The following is a 3,992-nucleotide window of genomic DNA, read 5'->3' as shown; positions in this document are numbered from 1 at the left end:
GTGTTGGTGGACCAGATCGCTCCGCCGATGCCTTCGCCGCCGTCGGCCTTGTAGACGACGAGGTTGCCGTCGTCCTGGAGCTTCAGGAAGGCGCCCGCCGACCAGAAGGTGCCGGAGGACCAGAGGCTGCGGCTGCCGTCCGCGGAGTAGACGACGGCGTTGCCGTCGGCCTGGATCCGGAGGGAGACGTTGCTGTTGCCGGCGGTGTTGCTGTGCCACAGGACCGCGTTGTCGCTGAGGCGGTAGAGGACGAGGTCACCGTCCCACTGCATCGCCAGGCGGGTGGTCTTCGCGTACACCTGCTGGCCGGCCACCAGCTGGGTGCCGGAGCGGAAGGTCGTGGCGCTCCAGACGGAGTTGGCGACCGTCTCAGCAACGTTCTTCTTGTAGAGCGCGAGGGTGCCGTCGTCCTGGAGCTTGAGGAACGCGCCGCTCTGGCCCCAGGTGTTGGAGCCCCACAGGGCGCCGGTGCCGGCGGCCGGGTTGCCGTCGCTCTTGTAGAGGACGAAGTTGCCGTCCGTCTGCACGTACGCCCACGCCCCCTTGTTCCCGGAGGTGTTGGTGTTCCAGGTGGGCTCGGCGTCGGCGCGGCGGTAGCGCACCAGGTTGCCGTCCGCCTGCATCTCGACCACGGCGGTCTGCGACTGGAACCACTGACCGGGCTTGATCTTGGTGTCGCTGTTCAGCTTCTGGTCCAGGCGGGTGGTGCCGGCGGACCACACGGTGGAGCTGCCGTCGGCCTTGACCATGGCCACGTTGCCGTCGTTCCGGAGCTTGAGGAACGCGCCGCTCTGGCCCCAGGTGCCGGAGGCCCACAGGGCGCCGGTGCCGGCGGCCGGGTTGCCGTCGCTCTTGTAGACGACGAGGTTGCCGTCCGGCTGGACGTACGCCCAGGCGCCGTTGTTGCCCGAAGTCCCGCTCTCCCACAGGATCCCGTTGTCGACCTGCCGGTGGGTGACGACCAGGTCGCCGTCCGGCCGCATGGTCAGCTTCAGGTCCGCGCCGACGACCGACTGCCCGGCGGTCAGCTTGGTGTCCGACTTGACCGACACGCCGCCGGCGGCCACGGTCGAGGAGACCCATCCGCCGAGGTCGTCGACGCGGGTGGCGGTCGCACCGGTGCGGGTCTCGGTGGCCGGGGCGTCGAGGCAGCCGCCCTGCCAGGAGCGGGAGGCGACGGCGACGAGTTCGGCCTTGCCGCCCGTCTCGCGGATCGTGGGGGCGCCGGTGTCGCCCTTGCAGACCGCCGCGCCGCCGGTGCCGGTGATGTTGATGCCGGTCGCGCTCACGGTGCCGAGGGTGAAGGAGCCGGTGTGGGGCTTCAGCGGGGCCCACTCGTCCTTGGTGCGGCCGTATCCGGCCACCCGCAGGGTCTCTCCCGAGGTGGGGGCGGTCGTGGCGAACGCCGGCGGGGTAACGCCGTCCACGGCGGTGGCCAGGCGGGCCATCACCAGGTCACGCTCCTGCCGCGGCACCAGCTCGGCCACGTCGGCGGACTTGGCGCCCACCGTGACGGTCGTCTTCCACTTCGGCGCGCCGGCCGCCAGCGTCTGCGGCTGTGCGGGGTCGTCGGAGAAGCAGGACGCGGCGGTCAGCACCCAGTAGTGGTCCACCAGCGTGCCGGTGCAGCCGCGCAGGGCGTCACCGACGACGATCCGGGCGGTGTAGGCGTACGAGCCGTCGGCGGCGGCGTCGCCGGTCACCGCGCCGGCCGGGGTGAAGGAGGTCATCGCGCCGGCGGCCGCGGCCGCGGCCGCTATCAGCACGCCCGCTCGTCGGGAGCGGGGCGAGGAGTTGTGAGGCATGAACAGGATTCCCAACGGTAAGAGGTGGATTCGGGTAGCGATCGGCCCGGCCGTTCGGCGTCCTGGCGGTCGGAGTCCCGCTGTGCGGCCCCGTTGGGCTTCGTGGAGTCGGCCGTCGCCTTCGCGGAGTGGGCGCGGAGGGCGTTCGCGCCGCTCGCGGTCCGCGGCGATGCGGGCCGATCGGACGGTTCCGGTCCCGCCACTCACGCGGCGGGGCCGGGACCGGGGGATCAGACGTGCGTCGAACCGCCTGATCGGAGCCTCACTTGGAGGTGGTGATCTCCATCAGGGTGAACGGGCGCTGCTGCGGGTCGGTGAGCTCGCCGACCTTGTTCCAGGTGCCCGGCTTCAGGTCGTGGATCTTGGTCTCGGTGCCGTTCACCATGACCAGGTGGACGGAGTAGTCGGAGGTGGAGACGGCGTAGGTCGACGGCAGCTCCAGGCTGAGCCGGCCGGACGTGCCGGTGGTGGTGAAGCAGAAGCGGCCGCCGCCGACCTTGTCGGTCTCCGCCATGTTCCGGGCGTCGACCTCCAGCAGACCCGGAGCGCAGGGCACCAGGACGATGTGGCCGTCACCGCTCTTGAGTCGGATGCCACGGTCCGCGAAGATCTGGTCCGCGCCGGGGTAGGCGAAGTCCTCCACGGCCGGCGGCGGAGTGTCGTCGGCGGTCAGCGCCTTCGGAGCGGCGGCGGTGCCGCCGGGCGCGGCGGCGGTGCGGTCAGCCGCGACGGCGCCCACGACGCCGGACACCGCGACCGTACCGGCGACCGCGCCGACGATGACCATCTTGGTGATGGAACGCATGAATAAAACCCCCTGATGAGCCGTCAATTGCTGTTCGTTCGCAGCAGACCTGCCGAGTCGGTGCCCGTACCGGCAACCTGGTCGAATGGCGCCTCGGCCACCCCCGGCCCCGACCGGCACCATTGCTATCACGAGCGGGTCGACTTCCGGAAGATCGTTTCCCGCTTCGGAAGCATCCGGAATTCCGTCATGTTCGTATACGGCTCATATGTCCGGGAAGGAGGTCGGCACGGGCGGGTGGGCCGCGGACCGAGCCGCTACCGGGTGGTCCAGATCGCCGCGGTCCCGAATACGACAAGGGACACGAAGACCTGCGCCATCATGGCGGGAGGCCACGTGTTCTCCTCCGACTCGCCCCGCTCCTTCGCCTCCATCAGGCGCTGCGCGAACTTCCTGCGGTGGCCGACCATTCCCACCGGGAAGGACACCACCGCGAACGAGTACATGGCGAGCACCACGGCCGCGTCCATGTGCTTCGCGTAGTAGCTGCCGAGGCCGAAGACCGCCATCGCGGCCGGCGCCAGCGCCATGCTGATCCGGTGCGTGCGCGTGGGCATTCCCGGTACCAGGACCGCCCAGAACACCGCGGTCGCCAGGATCGCGAGCCACCACCACGACACGGCACCAAGCCCCAACGGATACACCGCACACCCCCTCGTCGCGGCTGTGGAGCCCGCGTCGGACGCGGGCTCCACAGCGCTGTTCTGTCACGGCCATTCGAACACGGCCGATCGCTCACTGCCTAGCGATCACCTGATCAGTCGCTGGTGAACCAGCCGACGACGGACGAGACGGCACTGTGTCCGGCCTTCACCAGCCTCTCGCCGACCTTCTCGGTCACCTTCACGCCGAACTTGGCCGCTTCCGCCGCGCCCTTCTCGATCGCGCCGACCACTCGGCCACCGATCAGGGAGAGGCCGACGGTCGCCACCGAACCGATGAACTTGTCGCTGCTGAAGCCGTAGCCGATCCCGGTGTACAGGGCCGCGGCCACGCCCGTCACCAGCGAGAACGTACCGACGGCGGCAGCGAAGGGCTGACCACCCGGAATGAGCATCAGGCCGGCCGCGACGAACCCGCTCCAGGTGCTGACACTGCCCAGGAAGTCTCCGTAGTCCTTGAACAGCTGCTTGTCGTCCTTCGGCGGAGAGCCCGGAGCCGGCTTCTCGGGAGCCGGAGCCGGCGTGGTCACCTTGTCGTTGGCCGGCGTGTTCACCGGGTCGACGTGGTTGGCCTCGTTGGCCTTCGCCTGGGCCGCCGCGGCGGCGGCGGCAGCGGCCTGCTCCTGCGCGCGCTTCTGGGCGGCGATGGCGTGGGCGTCGCTCGCGGCCTGCGACGCCGTGGCGGCGTCCTTGCCCGCCGCGCTCGCGCTGGCCGCGGCC

The 3,992-nt window shown here is 70.6% G+C and carries 3 protein-coding genes and 1 pseudogene; all 4 read right to left on the bottom strand.

Going from position 1 to position 3,992, the window contains the following annotated elements:
* On the bottom strand, window positions 1-1,805 hold a 1,805-nt coding region (locus ACFU6K_RS33225), incomplete at its 3' end, for a trypsin-like serine protease (protein WP_380669410.1).
* A gap of 262 nt (window positions 1,806-2,067) precedes the next feature.
* Window positions 2,068-2,610 (bottom strand): hypothetical protein, encoded by a 543-nt coding sequence (locus tag ACFU6K_RS33220; protein ID WP_380669408.1) that lies wholly within the window; start codon window positions 2,608-2,610, stop codon window positions 2,068-2,070.
* A 257-nt stretch (window positions 2,611-2,867) separates the two neighbouring features.
* Window positions 2,868-3,167, bottom strand: a complete 300-nt coding sequence (locus ACFU6K_RS33215; RefSeq protein ID WP_380669406.1) for a hypothetical protein — start codon at window positions 3,165-3,167, stop codon at window positions 2,868-2,870.
* Between the two features lie 200 nt (window positions 3,168-3,367).
* Window positions 3,368-3,992, bottom strand: a pseudogene (locus ACFU6K_RS33210) (hypothetical protein); the annotation flags it as partial.

It is taken from the genome of Kitasatospora sp. NPDC057512, from assembly GCF_042802135.1.
Classification (GTDB): Bacteria; Actinomycetota; Actinomycetes; order Streptomycetales; family Streptomycetaceae; genus Kitasatospora.
Note: the sequence above shows the minus strand (reverse complement) of the source record. Positions and strands in the feature narration are given on the sequence as shown.